18 protein-coding genes are annotated in these 16,744 nt (G+C 46.0%); 15 read left to right on the forward strand and 3 right to left on the reverse strand.

All coding sequences use genetic code 11. The features are described 5' to 3' along the window. Positions 1 to 108: 108 nt before the first annotated feature. From nrdR to pgpA, 8 genes are all read left to right on the forward strand, one after another. On the forward strand, positions 109 to 558 hold the full coding sequence (gene nrdR / locus OQJ86_RS19380) for a transcriptional regulator NrdR (RefSeq protein WP_038865435.1): 450 nt from the start codon (positions 109 to 111) through the stop codon (positions 556 to 558). Positions 559 to 565: 7 nt separating this feature from the next. Beyond that, positions 566 to 1,690 carry a bifunctional diaminohydroxyphosphoribosylaminopyrimidine deaminase/5-amino-6-(5-phosphoribosylamino)uracil reductase RibD gene (ribD, locus tag OQJ86_RS19385; protein WP_054756711.1) on the forward strand — a complete coding sequence of 375 codons (1,125 nt, stop codon included), beginning with the start codon at positions 566 to 568 and terminating at the stop codon, positions 1,688 to 1,690. An 11-nt stretch (positions 1,691 to 1,701) separates the two neighbouring features. Continuing rightward, a complete protein-coding gene (locus tag OQJ86_RS19390) occupies positions 1,702 to 2,355 on the forward strand; it encodes a riboflavin synthase (protein WP_265989326.1) in 654 nt (217 codons plus the stop codon). A 159-nt stretch (positions 2,356 to 2,514) separates the two neighbouring features. Then, a complete protein-coding gene (gene ribBA / locus OQJ86_RS19395) occupies positions 2,515 to 3,624 on the forward strand; it encodes a bifunctional 3,4-dihydroxy-2-butanone-4-phosphate synthase/GTP cyclohydrolase II (protein ID WP_038865430.1) in 1,110 nt (369 codons plus the stop codon). Positions 3,625 to 3,793: 169 nt separating this feature from the next. Next, positions 3,794 to 4,264, forward strand: coding sequence for a 6,7-dimethyl-8-ribityllumazine synthase (ribE, locus tag OQJ86_RS19400; RefSeq protein WP_005440184.1), 471 nt, complete (start codon positions 3,794 to 3,796; stop codon positions 4,262 to 4,264). Beyond that, positions 4,264 to 4,731: a transcription antitermination factor NusB gene (gene nusB, locus OQJ86_RS19405; protein ID WP_038865428.1), complete on the forward strand. Its 468-nt coding sequence runs from the start codon at positions 4,264 to 4,266 to the stop codon at positions 4,729 to 4,731. Before ribE ends, nusB begins: the two co-directional genes overlap by 1 nt. A 78-nt stretch (positions 4,732 to 4,809) precedes the next feature. After that, entirely contained in the window at positions 4,810 to 5,775 is a 966-nt protein-coding gene (gene thiL / locus OQJ86_RS19410) for a thiamine-phosphate kinase (protein WP_265989512.1), read from the forward strand. Positions 5,776 to 5,831: 56 nt separating this feature from the next. Next, the gene (gene pgpA, locus OQJ86_RS19415) at positions 5,832 to 6,335 is read left to right on the forward strand and encodes a phosphatidylglycerophosphatase A (RefSeq protein ID WP_038865424.1); all 504 of its coding nucleotides are present in this window, start codon (positions 5,832 to 5,834) and stop codon (positions 6,333 to 6,335) included. Positions 6,336 to 6,427: 92 nt separating this feature from the next. Here pgpA and dxs read toward each other — a convergent pair whose 3' ends face one another. Genes dxs through xseB form a run of 3 tightly spaced genes read right to left on the reverse strand, consistent with a single transcriptional unit; the run spans position 6,428 to position 9,463 of the window. Next, positions 6,428 to 8,293, reverse strand: a complete 1,866-nt coding sequence (gene dxs / locus OQJ86_RS19420; RefSeq protein ID WP_038865423.1) for a 1-deoxy-D-xylulose-5-phosphate synthase — start codon at positions 8,291 to 8,293, stop codon at positions 6,428 to 6,430. A gap of 20 nt (positions 8,294 to 8,313) precedes the next feature. Next, on the reverse strand, positions 8,314 to 9,198 hold the full coding sequence (gene ispA / locus OQJ86_RS19425) for a (2E,6E)-farnesyl diphosphate synthase (protein ID WP_045400175.1): 885 nt from the start codon (positions 9,196 to 9,198) through the stop codon (positions 8,314 to 8,316). A 22-nt stretch (positions 9,199 to 9,220) separates the two neighbouring features. After that, positions 9,221 to 9,463 (reverse strand): exodeoxyribonuclease VII small subunit, encoded by a 243-nt coding sequence (xseB, locus tag OQJ86_RS19430; RefSeq protein ID WP_038865420.1) that lies wholly within the window; start codon positions 9,461 to 9,463, stop codon positions 9,221 to 9,223. A gap of 265 nt (positions 9,464 to 9,728) precedes the next feature. On the opposite strand from xseB, the gene pomA reads away from it, so the two are divergent. From pomA to rlmM, 7 genes are all read left to right on the forward strand, one after another. Beyond that, a complete protein-coding gene (pomA, locus tag OQJ86_RS19435; RefSeq protein WP_265989520.1) occupies positions 9,729 to 10,490 on the forward strand; it encodes a flagellar motor protein PomA in 762 nt (253 codons plus the stop codon). Between the two features lie 15 nt (positions 10,491 to 10,505). Then, on the forward strand, positions 10,506 to 11,450 hold the full coding sequence (locus OQJ86_RS19440) for a flagellar motor protein MotB (protein WP_005440148.1): 945 nt from the start codon (positions 10,506 to 10,508) through the stop codon (positions 11,448 to 11,450). A 197-nt stretch (positions 11,451 to 11,647) separates the two neighbouring features. After that, positions 11,648 to 13,096 (forward strand): tRNA uracil 4-sulfurtransferase ThiI, encoded by a 1,449-nt coding sequence (thiI, locus tag OQJ86_RS19445; RefSeq protein WP_038865418.1) that lies wholly within the window; start codon positions 11,648 to 11,650, stop codon positions 13,094 to 13,096. Positions 13,097 to 13,617: 521 nt separating this feature from the next. Continuing rightward, a complete protein-coding gene (locus OQJ86_RS19450; protein WP_005447583.1) occupies positions 13,618 to 14,538 on the forward strand; it encodes a transcriptional regulator GcvA in 921 nt (306 codons plus the stop codon). Next, positions 14,519 to 15,142, forward strand: a complete 624-nt coding sequence (locus tag OQJ86_RS19455; RefSeq protein WP_038865416.1) for an alpha/beta family hydrolase — start codon at positions 14,519 to 14,521, stop codon at positions 15,140 to 15,142. The genes OQJ86_RS19450 and OQJ86_RS19455 overlap by 20 nt, the downstream gene beginning before the upstream one ends. Continuing rightward, positions 15,132 to 15,530, forward strand: coding sequence for a DUF423 domain-containing protein (locus tag OQJ86_RS19460; RefSeq protein WP_038865415.1), 399 nt, complete (start codon positions 15,132 to 15,134; stop codon positions 15,528 to 15,530). Before OQJ86_RS19455 ends, OQJ86_RS19460 begins: the two co-directional genes overlap by 11 nt. Continuing rightward, positions 15,527 to 16,618, forward strand: coding sequence for a 23S rRNA (cytidine(2498)-2'-O)-methyltransferase RlmM (gene rlmM, locus OQJ86_RS19465; RefSeq protein ID WP_038865414.1), 1,092 nt, complete (start codon positions 15,527 to 15,529; stop codon positions 16,616 to 16,618). Before OQJ86_RS19460 ends, rlmM begins: the two co-directional genes overlap by 4 nt. Positions 16,619 to 16,744 lie beyond the last annotated feature (126 nt).

Here is a 16,744-nt window from a genome sequence, read left to right on the forward strand (position 1 = left end):
ATTGAAAAAGGGGCAGTAGTGCCCCTTTTTGTTTTCTCTAACATAGCAATTCCGCTACACTAGTCTTGCTTTTGGGACGAACCCAATCGCACGCTATTTGGAGGTGATATGCATTGTCCTTTTTGTTCTGAGAACGATACAAAAGTAATTGATTCCCGCTTAGTTGCTGACGGCCATCAAGTGCGTCGTCGTCGCCAGTGCTTAGCTTGTAGCGAACGTTTTACCACGTTTGAAACGGCTGAGTTGGTGATGCCTAAAGTGATTAAGTCTAACGGCAACCGTGAACCGTTTGATGAAGACAAAATGGTCGGTGGCATTCAACGCGCACTAGAAAAACGCCCAGTGAGTGCAGATTCTATCGAATTGGCAATCAGCATGATTAAATCGCAGCTGCGTGCAACAGGTGAACGTGAAGTGCCAAGTGAGATGATTGGTAACCTAGTTATGGGCCAATTAAAAGAGCTGGATAAAGTTGCTTATATCCGTTTTGCATCGGTTTACCGCAGCTTTGAAGATATCCGTGAATTTGGCGAAGAAATTGCTCGTCTAGAAGACTGATTGAGTCATGGAACAACAGAACACTTCTTCAGTATTTACCTCTCAAGATTTCGAAATGATGTCGCGTGCGCTGAAATTGGCGAAGCGCGGCATGTATACCACAGCGCCTAACCCCAACGTTGGTTGCGTTATTGTCCGTGACGGTGAGATTGTTGGCGAAGGCCATCATCATCGCGCGGGTGAAGCTCATGCCGAAGTTCATGCAATGCGCATGGCTGGGGATAAAACCGAAGGGGCGACCGCTTATGTGACGTTGGAGCCTTGCTCTCACTACGGGCGAACACCGCCGTGTGCTGAAGGACTTATCAAAGCCAAGGTTGCACGTGTGGTCTGCGCAATGGAAGACCCAAACCCGAAAGTTGCAGGGCGTGGTTTTCAAATGCTGCGTGATGCAGGGGTAGAAGTTCACGTTGGCTTGTTGGAAAGCGATGCGATCGAGCTGAACAAAGGTTTTATCAAATTCATGCAAACTGGCATGCCTTATGTTCAGTTGAAAATGGCAGCTAGCCTCGATGGGCAAAGTGCGTTGAGTAACGGACAGAGCCAATGGATTACCTCCCCAAAAGCTCGCCAAGATGTCCAACACTATCGTGCGATGAGCGGTGGTATTCTCTCTACCAGCAAAACAGTGATTGACGACAATGCCTCATTGAACGTTCGCTGGGATGATTTGCCAAAAAGCCTACAATCGCAATACCTTCAGGTTGATGTTCGTCAGCCTCCACGAGTCATACTCGATCGCCAATCTCAGCTTCGTAATGATTTAAAGCTATTCAAGACAGAAGGTGAGCGTATTATTGTCAGTCAAGATGGTGATATCGCCCCTAAACTGACCGAAAATGATCAAGTTGACTTAGCTGCGACATTGAAAGCCGTGGCAAGCGAGTGTCACATCAATCACTTGTGGGTCGAAGCGGGAGCGACACTCGCGAGTTCATTAATCGAAGCTAACCTTGTAGATGAACTGATCGTTTATCTCGCGCCTAAGTTGATGGGGAGCGATGGACGAGGCTTGATCGGCGCGCTTGGTTTAACCGAGATGGCACAAGTTATCGATTTAACTATTACCGACGTTCGAATGGTAGGGGTGGATATTCGCATCACCGCAACCGTCAAACGCATTCAACGCTAGAAAGAAGCATTATGTTTACAGGAATTGTAGAAGCAGTTGGCAAACTAACTGCAATCACGCCAAAAGGCGAAGACATCACCGTGACGGTGGAAGTAGGCAAATTGGATATGGCTGACGTTAAGTTAGGCGACAGCATTGCGACTAACGGCGTATGTTTAACGGTCGTCGATTTCGGTAGTAACTATTACAGTGCTGATTTGTCACTGGAAACGCTGAACAAAACTGGTTTTGCTGCTTATCAAGTGGGCGACAAAGTGAACCTAGAAAAAGCCATGTTGCCGACCACTCGTTTTGGCGGTCATATCGTTTCAGGTCATGTTGATGGCGTCGGTGTGATTGTTGAGCGTAATCAAGTTGGCCGTGCGATTGAGTTCTGGGTTGAGATGCCAGCGGAAATCTGTAAGTACGTGGCAGAAAAAGGCTCTATCACAGTGGATGGCATTAGTCTGACCGTCAACGATCTATGTAAGAATGGATTTAAATTAACGATTGTTCCTCACACCAGTGAAGAGACAACCATCGATCAGTTCCAAGTTGGCCGTAAAGTGAACCTAGAAGTGGACGTGTTAGCTCGCTATATGGAGCGCTTGCTACAAGGCCAAAAAGAAGAGCCGCAAGAATCACGTATTACAATGGACTTCTTGCAGCAAAATGGTTTTGCGTAAGCGAAACCGACCACAATCACAGAACGTTATCAGGTTAATTGACTTAATAAAGGTTAGCTTCAAACTGCTTTGCTGACTAAAGCCAGTAGACGTAACTCAACGAAACGTTAAACGCATTGCTGCTGCAATAATAAATTTTTGAATAACGGGAAACAGAATATGCCTATCAGCACGCCTCAAGAGATTATTGATGATATTCGCGCAGGCAAAATGGTCATCCTAATGGATGATGAAGACCGCGAGAATGAAGGTGATTTGATCATGGCTGCCGAGCACATTACGCCGGAAGCTATCAACTTTATGGCTACGCATGGCCGTGGCTTAATCTGTCTAACCATGACAAAAACTCGTTGTGAGAGCCTTGGCTTGCCGCCAATGGTGCAAGACAACAACGCGCAATACACCACCAACTTTACGGTTTCTATTGAAGCTGCTGAAGGTGTTACCACTGGTATTTCTGCAGCTGACCGTGCTCGCACTGTACAAGCGGCAGTTGCGCCAAGTGCAAAAGCGGCGGACTTAGTGCAACCGGGCCATATCTTCCCTCTAGCAGCACAAGACGGTGGTGTTCTAACTCGCGCTGGTCATACAGAAGCCGGCTGTGATTTGGCTCGTCTTGCAGGTCTAGAGCCTGCATCGGTTATTGTTGAGATCCTAAACGACGATGGCACGATGGCGCGTCGCCCGGACCTTGAAGTGTTTGCTGAAAAACACGATTTAAAGCTAGGTACCATTGCAGACCTTATCGAATACCGCAACAACACGGAAACAACGATTGAACGCGTTGCTGAGTGTGCACTGCCAACGGAATTTGGTGAGTTCACTTTGGTGACTTACAAAGACACGATTGATAACCAAGTACATTACGCGATGTGTAAAGGTGACTTAACTGCGAATGCACCGTTAGTTCGCGTTCACTTACAAGACGTATTTACCGATGTGCTTCGCAGTGATCGTAACGCAGAACGAAGTTGGACGCTGGATAAAGCGATGAAGCGAATCGGTGAAGAAGGGGGTGTTCTGGTTGTACTTGGTCATGAAGACTCGACCGATTTGCTTATTCATCGTGTAAAAATGTTTGAATCGCAAGACAAAGGCGAGGCGCCTACTCTTGCTAAGAAGCAGGGCACATCACGTCGTGTAGGTGTTGGTTCTCAGATTTTGGCGGATCTTGGCGTGCACGATATGCGTCTGCTTTCTTCAACCAACAAAAAGTACCACGCATTGGGTGGCTTTGGATTGAATGTTGTTGAATACATCTGCGAATAACAACTGAACGATTCCCCCCTAGCCAAGTTTCGGCTTATTCTGCTGGCGGCTAGGGCTTGGTGACTCGTCTCTAATTTCCATTAGATATTGCTCACAAATTTGTGATAGAATCCGGCGATTCTCACTTGATGAACAATTTTCACTTAAAAATAGAGTTAAAGGAAGGCTTATGAAAGTGATCGAGGGTGGCTTCCCAGCGCCAAATGCAAAAATTGCTATCGTTATTTCTCGTTTTAACAGTTTTATTAACGAAAGCCTACTTTCTGGTGCGATCGATACACTAAAGCGTCACGGACAAGTAAGCGAAGACAACATCACTGTTGTTCGTTGTCCTGGTGCTGTAGAACTGCCTTTAGTTGCTCAACGAGTTGCTAAAACTGGTAAGTACGATGCTATCGTATCTCTAGGTACAGTAATTCGTGGTGGTACACCACACTTTGACTATGTTTGTAGTGAATGTAACAAGGGTCTTGCACAAGTTTCTCTGGAATACAGCCTTCCAGTAGCGTTTGGCGTACTGACTGTTGATACTATCGATCAAGCGATTGAACGCGCAGGAACCAAGGCTGGTAATAAAGGTGCAGAGGCTGCACTAAGCGCACTTGAAATGATTAACGTATTATCTGAAATTGATTCCTAATGGGGGCCAGTGTGAAACCAGCCGCACGTCGTAACGCACGTCAATTCGCTCTACAGGCGATCTACTCATGGCAAATTACTAAAGACAATGTTGCCACGATTGAAGAACAGTTTTTGTCTGGTGACAAATACGATGAAGAAGAACTTCATGCATCTGAGCCAGCACTTGCTGCTCCAGAAACTGACGTAGCTTACTTCCGTGAACTACTAAGCGGTGTTGTACTTAGCCACTCAGAGCTAGATTGCAAAATCCGTCCATACGTGTCTCGTCCAATGCAGGATCTAGACATGATGGAACTTGCTCTTCTTCGCCTTGCTATGTACGAGATGACTCGTCGCGAAGATGTTCCTTACAAAGTGGTAATCAATGAAGCGATTGAACTTGCAAAAGTATTCGCGGCAGAAGACAGCCACAAATTTGTGAATGGTGTGCTAGATAAAGCGGCGCCACACGTACGTAAGAAATAACGATTTCTTTATTAAAAAGGTCAGCACATGCTGACCTTTTTTGTATCAAAATCTTTTACATCAAAAAGAAAGTGAATTATGTCTGGTGAATTTAATCTTATCGACAAATACTTTGTTGGACGCCAAAGCCAGCGCAAAGACGTCCATCTAGCAGCGGGGGACGACTGTGCGTTAGTGAAAGCACCTGCGAATGTACAAATTGCTATTAGTACCGATACGCTGGTGGCAGGCACGCACTTTCTTTCTGATGCTAACCCTGCGTGGGTGGCGCACAAAGCATTAGCGTCAAACATCAGTGATTTAGCTGCAATGGGTGCAACACCTGCTTGGGTAAGCTTTGCGTTAACTATGCCAGAGCCAGATGAAGCATGGCTTGCCCCTTTTTGTGATGCGTTTTTTGAGTTAGCTGATTACTTTGGTATTCAACTTATTGGGGGCGATACGACCAAAGGTCCACTAAGCCTGACGCTTACGGTGCAAGGCTTTGTACCTGAGGGCAAAGCTTTGACTCGCTCTGGAGCAAAAGTCGGTGACTGGGTGTATGTGACAGGTAACCTTGGTGATGCCAAAGCTGGTCTGGATGTCGTTCTTGATAACACATTACGTACTCGAATAGCTGCCCCAGAGTTAGAGAAAGCACATTATCTCAGTACGCCACGCGTGTTGGCTGGGCAAGCATTAGTCGGGTTAGCGTCATCAGCAATTGATATTTCTGATGGCTTGATTTCTGATATCAAACATATTCTTAAGCGTTCTGATGTTGGAGTCAGTTTAGATGTGTCCCAACTGCCGATATCTCCAGAATTGGTTCAATTTTTAGATGATAAGGTAAGCGCACAGCAGTATGCTTTATCCAGTGGTGAAGAGTACGAATTGTGCTTTACTGTGCCTGAGCAGAACAACGGTTCATTGCAAAGTGCGTTGTCGCACGCTGGGTGTAAGTTTACGTGCATTGGCCAAATTCGACCAAAAGGTACCTTCGAGCTGCACGACAACAATCAACCTCTTGATTGGGAACTCAGTGGCTTTGACCACTTTAGATAATCTGAGCTAGGCTCTAGCCTAAGATTGAAACCAACTAGCAGTATAGGTTTAAGGAAATGACCAATCCCCTCTCTCTGATTTCATTAAAGAACCCGTGGCATCTTTTGGCAACGGGTTTTGGTAGCGGCTTATCACCAGTGGTTCCAGGAACTATGGGGACGTTGGCAGCTGTGCCGTTATTCTTGTTACTGGCGCAGTTACCCTTCCCACTGTATGTCGTATTAGTACTCATCTCTTGTGTTATTGGTATTAAGATCTGCCAAGTGACATCAGACGACATGGGGGTTCATGACCATGGCTCAATCGTGTGGGATGAGTTTGCAGGCTTTTGGATCACCATGAGCTTAGTACCAGCACTAAATATCCCAGTCACGGAATGGAAGTGGTTGCTGACTGGTTTTATTTTGTTCCGCTTCTTTGACATGGTAAAACCATGGCCAATTGGTTGGTTGGATAAACGTGTTCACGGTGGTTTGGGTATCATGATTGATGATATCGTGGCCGGTATCATGGCGGGTATCGCACTGTTCTTAGTGGCGAAATACGCAGGTTGGATGTAGTCATACCGCTTTAACAATCGACAGATAAACAAAAGGGATGCCATCATGGCATCCCTTTTTGGTGTTTACTTTTAGCGCTTGTTTGCGTTAACTTACTTCGCGAGATATTCGTTGATCGACTTCTCAATGCCCTTCGCGTCTAAGCCAAGTTCTTCATGAAGTTCGTCTTGTGTGCCTTGAGGAATAAAGCGATCAGGCAAGCCAAGATTTAGCACAGGCTTGATGATCTTATCTTGCATCATAAACTCAATCACACCCGCACCCGCACCGCCAGCAATTGCGTTTTCTTCTAGCGTGACTAATACATCGTGCTCAGACGCTAGCTGGCGAATCAATTCTTCATCAAGTGGTTTCACGAAGCGCATGTCTGCGACGGTTGCATCCAGATTTTCAGCCGCTTCTAGCGCGTTACCTAAGAAGGTGCCGAAGTTTAGAATCGCGACTTTTTCGCCTTTACGAAGCACACGGCCTTTACCAATCTCAAGTGCAGTAAATTCTGGCTCGATTTCTGTGCCCATGCCGCTGCCGCGAGGGTAGCGCACTGCACTTGGTCCAGTGTGTTTATGACCGGTGTACAGCATTTGACGACATTCGTTTTCATCACTTGGTGCCATGATCACCATGTTTGGGATACAACGCATGAAGCTAAGGTCGAACGCGCCTTGGTGAGTTTGACCATCTGCGCCAACCAGACCTGCACGGTCGATAGCGAACATGACAGGTAAATCCATGATCGCCACGTCGTGGATTAACTGATCGTAGCCACGCTGCAAGAAGGTTGAGTAGATAGCGACGATCGGGTGATCGCCGGCAATCGCCATGCCTGTTGCTAGCGTCACAGCATGCTGCTCTGCAATTGCAACATCAAAGTACTGTTCTGGGTACTCTTTCGAGAAACGAACCATGCCAGAGCCTTCACGCATCGCTGGCGTAATCGCCATTAGCTTAGGGTCTTGCGCGGCCATATCACATAGGAAGTCACCAAAGATCTTAGAGAAGGTCGGTTTACCGCCACTGCTCTTCGGCAAACTGTTATGTGATGGGTCGAATTTTGGAACTCCATGGTAGCCGATAGGATCTTTTTCTGCTGGTTCATAACCTTTGCCTTTCTTGGTCATGATGTGCAGGAATTGAGGACCTTTCAGCTCACGCATGTTTTTCAGCGTTTTGACTAACTCGTTAACATCGTGACCGTCGATAGGACCGATGTAGTTAAAACCAAGCTCTTCGAATAATGTACCAGGAACAACCATGCCTTTAAGGTGCTCTTCTGTACGACGAACCAACTCTTTAATTGGAGGAACGCCAGACAGCACTTTCTTCCCGCCTTCACGGATAGAGGTGTATAAGCTACCAGAAAGGACTTTAGCAAGGTGGTTGTTCAATGCGCCAACGTTTTCTGAAATCGACATCTCGTTGTCGTTTAGAATCACTAGCATATCAGGATGAACGTCACCAGCATGGTTCATGGCCTCGAATGCCATACCTGCTGTGATTGCACCATCACCAATAACACTTACCACCTTTCGACCTTCATCTTCTTTTTGTGCACTGATTGCCATACCGAGCGCTGCACTGATAGAAGTCGATGAGTGGCCAACAGATAGCGTGTCGTATTCGCTCTCTTCACGCCATGGGAATGGGTGAAGGCCGCCTTTTTGGCGGATGGTTGGCATTTGGTCACGACGGCCAGTAAGAATTTTGTGTGGATAAGCCTGATGACCCACGTCCCAGATCAATTGATCCACTGGGGTGTTGTAAACATAATGCAGAGCAACGGTTAGCTCTACTGTGCCTAAGCCAGACGCTAAATGTCCGCTAGACTGACTCACTGAATTTAGCAGATACGTGCGTAATTCATCGCACAAAGTTGGCAATGTTTCTTTCGGAAGAAGACGCAACTCTTCCGGTGTATTTGCTAACGCCAGTGTTGGGTACTTTGAAATATCAAGAGTCATATAAATGCGCGCTTATAGTGTTAGTTCTTGCGCTCGATGACATATCGGGCGAACTCTTCGAGTAACTGAGTATTGTATGGGATTGCCTCCAATGCTTGAAGTGCTTCTTGCAGCAGAGTGTGAGCTTTCTCCATTGCTCCCTCTAACCCCAGTAAAGATGGGTAAGTGCTCTTGTTTAGCTCTTGGTCTGAACCTTGAGGCTTACCCAATGTTTCTGTATCACTAATTATATCAAGAATATCGTCTTGAACCTGAAACGCCAGACCGATCGCTTTAGAGTAGCGCTCAAGGTGAGGCATAACCTCTAGGCCCTTATCGCCAGCGGCAAGTGCGCCTAGTTTTACGGCACAGTTAATCAGTGCACCAGTCTTATTGCGATGAATTTCTTCCAATTCTGCGAGAGACACTCGACGATTTTCTGCACCTAAGTCCAATGCTTGACCAACGCACATGCCATTCGCACCAGAACTTTGTGCAAGGGCTTGCACCATCTTTATACGGTGGCTTTCTGCGTTCGGATTCAGTTCGCCTTCTGCAAGGATCGTAAATGCGAGGGTTTGCAGTGCGTCACCGGTCAGAATGGCTGTCGCTTCATCAAATTTGATGTGGCAAGTCGGTTGTCCACGGCGCAGGTCGTCGTCATCCATAGCAGGTAGATCATCATGGATAAGAGAGTAGGCATGGATACACTCAATCGCAGAAGCCGGTGTATCTAGGTCTTCAGGTTCACAACCCAGCATTTGACCAGTGATGTAAACAAGGAAGGGACGAACACGTTTACCGCCGAGAAGTAGGCCGTATTTCATGGCTTGAATCAACGGCTGTTCTTGATGAGGTAATTGCTCAAGCCATTGATTTAACTGTTGGTTATTTCTTTGTTGATAAGACGTCAATGTCTCTTGCATCACATTGCTCACTACTGATTTATTATTCTGACTCAGGGTTGAAGTCACTCAGTGGTGCTTCATCATCTTCGCTTAGAAGAATGCTAACGCGATGTTCGGCGTCGCTCAGTTTCGTTTGACCAGCACGAGCGAGTGCAATGCCACGTTCAAATTTACGTAGAGCATCATCTAGAGCAAGGTCACCGTTCTCTAGTTGATCAACCAAGCTGTCTAGCTCATCGATGGTTGCTTCAAAGGTCATGTTTTCTGGTTTCTTAACCGCCATCTTTTATCTGCCTTAATCAAGCCTCTAATAGAATGCACGCAAGTTACCTTAGCCTAGTAACTTGGTCAAATTTAACCTTATATAATTGTCACAAATTTAGCGTTCAACGGGTCTGATGAGACGAAGACTATTAATAAGTTAAGGTATTAACGATCTTTTTGTGATGTATTAACCAAGATTTTTCTAAAAATTCTGCTCTAGTTGTCGATACAAGTAATAATTCGCCTGACTGGGCAATGTTTGAGTATAGCGTGAGGAGTGCTTTGTGGATTTAGCAACCCTAATAGGTTTGATTGGTGGTTTTGCATTCGTCATTATGGCGATGGTGCTTGGTGGCAGCATTGGCATGTTCGTAGACGTCACCTCAATCCTAATCGTCGTTGGTGGTTCAACGTTTGTAGTATTGATGAAGTTCACCATGGGGCAATTCTTCGGCGCGACCAAAATTGCGGGCAAAGCGTTCATGTTCAAATCGGACGAGCCAGAAGATCTGATTGCTAAGATCGTAGAAATGGCAGACGCAGCGCGTAAAGGTGGCTTCCTAGCATTGGAAGAGATGGAGATTAATAATAGCTTCATGCAAAAGGGCATCGACTTACTGGTGGATGGGCATGATGCGGATGTGGTGCGTGCTGCTTTGCAAAAAGATATTGCACTGACCGATGAGCGCCACTCGCAAGGTACGGGCGTTTTTCGAGCATTCGGTGATGTCGCTCCGGCAATGGGTATGATCGGTACTTTGGTTGGTTTGGTTGCCATGCTTTCAAATATGGATGATCCAAAAGCGATCGGTCCTGCGATGGCCGTTGCACTTTTAACCACTCTTTACGGTGCAATTCTTTCTAACATGGTGTTTTTCCCAATTGCAGACAAGCTTTCACTACGCCGCGATCAAGAAACACTCAATCGTCGTTTGATTATGGACGGTGTACTCGCAATTCAAGATGGTCAGAACCCACGTGTTATCGATAGCTATCTGAAGAACTACCTCAACGAGGGCAAACGCGCCCTTGAGATTGACGAGTAATCTGGAGGTCATCTAATGGATGAAGATAACAAATGTGATTGTCCGCCCCCCGGCCTCCCTCAATGGATGGGGACGTTCGCTGACTTGATGTCCTTGTTGATGTGTTTCTTCGTATTGTTGCTTTCGTTCTCGGAAATGGACGTACTGAAGTTCAAACAGATCGCTGGCTCTATGAAATTTGCTTTTGGTGTTCAGAACCAACTTGAGGTTAAGGACATACCTAAAGGCACCAGCATTATTGCGCAAGAGTTCAGACCAGGTCGCCCAGAGCCAACACCGATTGATGTCATCATGCAGCAGACCATGGACATCACTCAGCAGACGTTGGAGTTTCATGAAGGGGAATCTGACCGAGCTGGTGGCACTAAGCGTGACCAAGGGAAGTTAACCGGTGGTCAATCACCAGAAACGTCAACGCAAAACAACCAATCAGCGGAATCAGACATGCAACAACAGCAGTCTGAGCAAACCTCGCAAGAGATGGATACCTTGATGGAAAGTATCAAGAAAGCGTTGGAGCGTGAGATTGAGCAAGGGGCAATAGAGGTCGAAAACCTTGGCCAACAGATCGTGATTCGAATGCGAGAGAAAGGGGCATTCCCTGAAGGCTCTGCGTTCCTCCAGCCGAAGTTTAGACCGCTGGTGCGTCAGATTGCGGAATTGGTGAAAGATGTACCGGGCATCGTACGAGTTTCTGGTCATACGGATAACCAACCGTTGGATTCTGAGCTGTATCGCTCCAATTGGGACCTGTCGTCGCAACGAGCGGTATCGGTTGCTCAAGAAATGGAGAAAGTACGAGGCTTCTCGCATCAACGCTTACGCGTGCGTGGTATGGCGGACACTGAGCCATTGGCACCAAATGATTCGGATGCGAACCGAGCGCTTAACCGCCGCGTCGAAATCAGCATCATGCAAGGTGAACCACTCTACAGCGAAGAAGTGCCGGTAATTCAATAACCGAGTATTTATTCTTATACTAAAGCGAGCGTCAAGCTCGCTTTTTTTGTCATTCCATTTCGCTTGGGTGTATAATCTTGCGCCTTTAAAAGTGAGCTCAAAAGTTTGAGTGTGACATGCGCGATATTTTTACGTATGAACACCTAGTGCGGAGTATCACTCATTGTTGATTGCGAAACTAACCTGCGAACTAGACTATGAAATTTATTGTAAAGCCCCATCCAGAAATTTTTGTAAAAAGTGAATCTGTGCGTAAGCGCTTCACAAAGATTTTAGAGTGCAACATTCGTAACATCGTTAAGAGCCGTACGGAATCTGTCGCGGTATTCAACCGTCGTGATCACATTGAAGTGACCTCTGAGAGTGACGAGTTTCACGCTGAAGTTTTAGAAGTCCTGACTCATACCCCTGGTATCCACCATGTTCTTGAGGTGAAGCAAACTGAGTTCAAAGACTTGCACGATATTTACGAGCAAGTGTTGGAGTTAAGCGGTTCACTGATCGAAGGTAAGACTTTCGTCGTGCGTGCTAAACGCCGTGGTAAACATGATTTTACTTCTATTGAACTAGAGCGTTACGTAGGTGGCGGTCTTAACCAAGCGGTAGAAAGTGCTCGTGTTAAGCTAAGCAAGCCAGACGTAACGATTAACGTTGAAGTTACCAATGACAAGCTAAACCAAGTGTTGGCTCGTCACAAAGGCCTAGGCGGCTTCCCTCTAGGTACACAAGAAGACGTACTAAGCCTGATCTCTGGTGGTTTCGACTCTGGTGTTTCAAGTTACCTGCACATCAAGCGTGGTTCAAAAGTTCACTACTGTTTCTTTAACCTAGGTGGTCCAGCACACGAGATCGGCGTTAAGCAGGTTTCTCATTACCTGTGGAACAAGTACGGTTCTTCTGCAAAAGTTCGCTTCATCTCTGTTGATTTCGAACCAGTAGTTGCTGAAATCCTAGAAAAAGTCGACGACGGCCAAATGGGCGTGATCTTGAAGCGCATGTTCATGCGTGCCGCTGGTATGGTGGCAGAGAAGTTTAAGATCGAAGCATTGGTTACGGGTGAAGCTCTAGGCCAAGTATCAAGCCAAACACTGACTAACTTGCGTCATATCGATAATGTGACTGACACCCTGATTCTTCGTCCGCTTATCAACTGGGATAAAGAAGACATCATCAACCTAGCGCGTGACATCGGTACTGAAGACTTCGCTAAGACGATGCCTGAGTACTGTGGTGTTATCTCTAAGAAGCCAACAGTGAAAGCGGTAAAAGGCAGACTGAACGCGGAAGAAGAGAAGTTTGACTTTGCGATTCTTGAGCAAGTTGTGCAAGAAGCTCGCGTGATGGACATTCGCGATATCGCAAAAGAGTCTGAGCAAGCAGCACCAGAAGTAGAGCAGGTTCAAGCTGTAGAAGAGCACGCTATCGTTTTGGATATTCGTAGCCCTGAAGAGGAAGACGATAACCCATTAGAAATCGATGGTGTGGACGTTAAGCACATCCCATTCTACAAGCTGGGTACTCAGTTCGGAGACTTAGACCAATCTAAGACTTACCTTCTATATTGTGACCGTGGTGTGATGAGCCGTCTACAGGCATTGTACTTGCAGGAGCAAGGTTTCAACAACGTGAAGGTTTACCGCCCATAGAATCGTTGTAAAACAGAAGATCACAAAAGCGCAAATTGAGAAATCAGTTTGCGCTTTTTTCGTTTTAGCGCGCGCAAAATGGAGTGTATTAAAGTGGTAGTATTGCGTTAAATCACACGTTTCGAAATTTGTATTGATATAACGATAGATAATCCGAAATGAGGATGAAAAGTGACGTTGATGCCAATTTTTTATAAAAGAAGAAATGTGGATGGCTTAGATAAAAAAACACCGCCTAATTAGGCGGTGCAAGAAATTTGACAGACAGGTCAAAATAAATACAGGAAGTATATGTTTTGTCACAGGGAGTGTGGACAAAACATCATGGTAGAATTCTACCGAACTCGAAATACGAGTTTGCAAACACAACATCGCAACAACGAAGCCAATTGATTCACAAATGGAATCAAGCCGTTCAGGCTCGTGTTGCGGGATGAAATATAGAATTTATCTGGCTGTTCGGCAACGGACATTTTATAATGTTTCAGATTAAAAAAACTAATCCTACTTGAGGTCCCATAATGTCTCGCAGATTGCCTCCGTTAAATTCGCTTCGCGTTTTTGAAGCGGCTGCTCGCCATCTTAGTTTTACCCGTGCTGCTGAAGAGTTGTTTGTTACTCAAGCCGCAGTGAGTCATCAAATTAAAGCGTTAGAAGAGTTCTTATCGCTGAAGCTTTTCCGTCGTCGTAATCGTTCGTTATTACTGACGGAAGAAGGGCAAAGTTACTTTTTAGACATTAAAGATATCTTCACTTCCATTGCTGAAGCGACCGATAAGGTATTGGAACGTAGTGAAAAAGGTGCGTTAACCATCAGTTTGCCACCAAGTTTTGCCATCCAATGGCTAGTGCCTCGTTTAGCCGATTTTAACGCGCAAGAACCAGACATTGATGTGCGCATTAAAGCGGTGGATATGGATGAAGGTTCACTGACTGATGATGTTGATGTAGCTATCTATTATGGTCGTGGAAATTGGCCTGGTTTGCGTGCCGATAAACTCTACCAAGAGTTTTTGATCCCACTTTGTTCACCATCGTTACTTTTAGGTAACAAACCATTAGAATCTCTAAGTGACCTTAAATTACACACCTTGTTACACGATACTTCTCGTAAAGATTGGAAGCAGTTTGCTCGCCAACAAAATATCGAAGGTATCAACGTAAACCATGGTCCAATCTTCAGCCACTCAACCATGGTGTTGCAGGCGGCGGCGCATGGGCAAGGTGTTGCACTAGGAAACAACGTACTCGCTAAACCTGAAATGGAAGCAGGACGCTTGATTGCACCATTTGATGAGGTGCTGGTTTCTAAGAATGCCTTCTACGTGGTGTGTCACGAACAACAAGCGGATATGGGACGTATCGCGACGTTCAGGGATTGGATGTTGGCGACCGCACGAAAAGAACAAGAGGAAGTACTAGATGAGCCATTGGATAGCTGAAGGACCTGAGTACGGACCACTGTTTATTTTTGCTCACGGCGCAGGTGCCGGTATGGAGCATGACTTCATGATTGCCGTAGCCAAAGGATTAGTTGAGCAAGGTATTCGTGTGGTGCGTTTTAATTTCCCTTATATGGTTAAGCGAGCAGAAGATGGTAAAAAACGTCCGCCAGATCGTGCGCCAAAGTTACTGGAAGCATATGAAGAAGTGATCACTCACTTTACTTCACAGCCTATTGTCATTGGTGGTAAATCGATGGGTGGCCGTATGTCGAGCCTGCTTGCAGACAATACCCTAGTAGCAGGCGTTGCGTGTCTGGGCTTTCCGTTCCATCCGCCAGGCAAACCTGAAAAGTACAAAGGTGAGCATCTCGCGACGATCAATAAGCCGACGCTTATTTTACAAGGGGAGCGAGATACCTTTGGCAAGCGAGAAGAATTCGATGGCTTTGCTCTTTCTGACCAAGTAACGGTGAGTTTCTTGCCCGATGGCGACCATGGATTCAAGCCTCGTAAACGTTCCGGCTTTACGGAAGAAGGCAATATTGCCTTGACGGTAGAGCAATTAGCGACATTTATTAAAGAGGTATCCAATGAAAAGTAAGTGGTTACTTTCTTTTACAGGACTTTCTGGTTTAACTTCTGTTGCGCTAGGAGCGTTTGCTGCTCATGGTTTAAAAGCAACGCTCTCGCCTTATTTACTCGGTGTGTTTGAGACCGGTGTTTTGTACCAATTCATCCATACTTTGGCTATCGCGCTTTGTGCCATTTTGCTCGTACTAAATTTGGGACAAAAAGCACAAAAGTATTTTTTCATCGCGGCGATTTGCTTTATCATCGGCATCTTTTGTTTTAGCGGCAGTCTTTACGCGCTGGCGCTGACAGGTATCAAGTGGTTTGGACCAATCACCCCTATGGGAGGATTCTTGTTCATGATCGGTTGGTGTTTGTTCTTTTTTGCTGCGTTTAATATCAAAGAGGTCTCCAAGTGAAACAACTAATGCTCTATTGCCGTTCTGGCTTTGAGAAAGAGTGTGCTGGTGAAATTCAGGACAAAGCAACAAAACTTGAAGTGTATGGCTTCCCTCGTGTGAAGAAAAATTCAGGTTATGTTGTCTTCGAGTGTTACCAAGATGGAGACGCAGATAAGCTAGCGAAAGGTCTAGATTTCAGCGCATTGATTTTTGCTCGCCAAATGTTTGCCGTTGCTGCTGAATTTGAAGCTCTGCCAAGCGAAGACCGTATCAGTCCAATTCTTGCTGAACTGTCTGAAATGGAAGAATTCCCACGTTGTGGTGATCTACGTATTGAAACCCCAGACACCAACGAAGCGAAAGAGCTATTGAAGTTCTGCCGTAAGTTCACGGTACCAATGCGTCAAGCGATGCGTGGTAAAGGTCTGATGTGGAACAAAGACAATGCGAAGAAGCCTGTGTTGCATATTTGCTTTGTGGCTCCTGGTCATTGTTACGTAGGTTACTCATACCCAGGTAACAACTCTCAGTTCTTCATGGGCATTCCTCGTTTGAAGTTCCCTGCAGATGCGCCAAGCCGTTCTACTTTGAAGCTAGAAGAAGCGTTCCACGTGTTTATTCCTCGCGAAGAGTGGGATGAGCGTTTAGCACCAGGCATGTGGGGCGTAGATCTCGGTGCGTGTCCTGGCGGTTGGACTTACCAATTGGTGAAGCGTTCGATGTTCGTTCACTGTGTCGATAACGGCATGATGGCAGACAGTCTAATGGAAACGGGACAAATTAAGCACCACATGGTGGATGGCTTTAAGTTTGAACCAGACCGCAAGAACGTGACTTGGATTGTATGTGACATGATTGAGAAGCCAGCACGCGTTGCTCACTTGATGGGACAGTGGTTACTGAAAGGTTGGGCAAAAGAAGCTATCTTCAACCTGAAACTGCCAATGAAAGGTCGCTACGACGAAGTACTGCAAGATTTGGAAAACCTAAAAATGTTCCTGATTGAGAACAAGGTGAAGTTCAAGCTGCAAGCTAAGCACCTGTACCACGACCGTGAAGAAATCACGATTCACATTCAGTGCCTATCGAACATTTCTCCGCATTAATCTACGCGTTGATATACGATAGAGTAGAAGCAAAAAAGCGCCGGCAATAGGTAATGCCAGTCAGTTAAGCTGACTGGCATTTTTCTTTTTCCAGATTGGATACTTTGCTGATTTGTAACGGAGAAC

It is taken from the genome of Vibrio sp. Sgm 5 (genome assembly GCF_026241575.1).
GTDB classification, from domain to species: Bacteria; Pseudomonadota; Gammaproteobacteria; order Enterobacterales; family Vibrionaceae; genus Vibrio; species Vibrio jasicida.

Excerpts from the sequence above, each read along its gene's own strand:
- nrdR (WP_038865435.1), top strand. The coding sequence starts at position 109 with ATGCATTGTCCTTTTTGTTCTGAGAACGATACAAAAGTAATTGATTCC.
- ribD (WP_054756711.1), top strand. The coding sequence starts at position 566 with ATGGAACAACAGAACACTTCTTCAGTATTTACCTCTCAAGATTTCGAA.
- OQJ86_RS19390 (WP_265989326.1), top strand. The coding sequence starts at position 1,702 with ATGTTTACAGGAATTGTAGAAGCAGTTGGCAAACTAACTGCAATCACG.
- ribBA (WP_038865430.1), top strand. The coding sequence starts at position 2,515 with ATGCCTATCAGCACGCCTCAAGAGATTATTGATGATATTCGCGCAGGC.
- ribE (WP_005440184.1), top strand. The coding sequence starts at position 3,794 with ATGAAAGTGATCGAGGGTGGCTTCCCAGCGCCAAATGCAAAAATTGCT.
- nusB (WP_038865428.1), top strand. The coding sequence starts at position 4,264 with ATGGGGGCCAGTGTGAAACCAGCCGCACGTCGTAACGCACGTCAATTC.
- thiL (WP_265989512.1), top strand. The coding sequence starts at position 4,810 with ATGTCTGGTGAATTTAATCTTATCGACAAATACTTTGTTGGACGCCAA.
- pgpA (WP_038865424.1), top strand. The coding sequence starts at position 5,832 with ATGACCAATCCCCTCTCTCTGATTTCATTAAAGAACCCGTGGCATCTT.
- dxs (WP_038865423.1), bottom strand. The coding sequence starts at position 8,293 with ATGACTCTTGATATTTCAAAGTACCCAACACTGGCGTTAGCAAATACA.
- ispA (WP_045400175.1), bottom strand. The coding sequence starts at position 9,198 with ATGCAAGAGACATTGACGTCTTATCAACAAAGAAATAACCAACAGTTA.
- xseB (WP_038865420.1), bottom strand. The coding sequence starts at position 9,463 with ATGGCGGTTAAGAAACCAGAAAACATGACCTTTGAAGCAACCATCGAT.
- OQJ86_RS19440 (WP_005440148.1), top strand. The coding sequence starts at position 10,506 with ATGGATGAAGATAACAAATGTGATTGTCCGCCCCCCGGCCTCCCTCAA.
- thiI (WP_038865418.1), top strand. The coding sequence starts at position 11,648 with ATGAAATTTATTGTAAAGCCCCATCCAGAAATTTTTGTAAAAAGTGAA.
- OQJ86_RS19450 (WP_005447583.1), top strand. The coding sequence starts at position 13,618 with ATGTCTCGCAGATTGCCTCCGTTAAATTCGCTTCGCGTTTTTGAAGCG.
- OQJ86_RS19455 (WP_038865416.1), top strand. The coding sequence starts at position 14,519 with ATGAGCCATTGGATAGCTGAAGGACCTGAGTACGGACCACTGTTTATT.
- OQJ86_RS19460 (WP_038865415.1), top strand. The coding sequence starts at position 15,132 with ATGAAAAGTAAGTGGTTACTTTCTTTTACAGGACTTTCTGGTTTAACT.